The organism is Amycolatopsis sp. NPDC059027, from assembly GCF_042739735.1.
GTDB lineage: Bacteria > Actinomycetota > Actinomycetes > Mycobacteriales > Pseudonocardiaceae > Amycolatopsis.
The window spans coordinates 2,231-2,962 of sequence record NZ_JBHYIK010000160.1; the positions used below are offsets into that span (position 1 = coordinate 2,231).

1 protein-coding gene is annotated in these 732 nt (G+C 35.1%); it reads left to right on the forward strand.

The window, feature by feature from the left end; translation table 11 throughout:
- Positions 1-458, forward strand: a 458-nt coding sequence (locus tag ACFWY9_RS44810) for a DNA polymerase (RefSeq protein ID WP_378341762.1), incomplete at its 5' end; no start/stop codon positions are given.
- Positions 459-732 lie beyond the last annotated feature (274 nt).

The following is a 732-nucleotide window of genomic DNA, read 5'->3' on the forward strand; positions in this document are numbered from 1 at the left end:
AAAAGACCGATTATATATTTAAAGATTTTGTCTCCTATTTTGAAGAGATTAAAAATACAAGTGATGGAGCAAAAAAGACGTTTGCAAAATTAATGCAAAATGCACTGTACGGAAAATTCGGTATGCAAAGGGTTCGGCAAACGATTTTACCTGTCACAGAAATTGAGACATGCGAAGAAAAAGGCTATCCTTATGTTGAATTATTTAACCCTGTATATGGACAAGAATTTATTGAAGCAGCCGTCCCCAGCAAAGCGCCGTATATTCAGCCGCATATAGCCGCCTACGTTACGTCATACGCGCGTATTTTATTATATAGAGGTTTAATTAAACAATTAGAAAAAGGCGATGTGGCATATTGTGATACCGATTCAATAGCATGTGAAGCTATTTTTGATGATGACATGGTTGACGATAGAGAGTACGGTAAATGGAAACTTGAAGGTATTCTTGAATAAGGTTTATTCATTCAACCAAAAACGTATTATGAAAAATATGCTGATGAAATAAAACCAGAAGAAATAGAAAAAGAAATATCCTCTTTTTCTCGGAATGTATTTAATTATCCCGAAAAAAGCAAAGTAAAACAATATCGTTTGGTCAAAGGTTCGGAGACAATGAAATTTAAAGGCATTCCCGGCGCGTATATCAAGAAATTAAATAGAGGGGTATATTATGATATCCTAGAGAAATTAAAAAGCTTACAGGCGCGTCAGGAGCGCGGAGAAATGA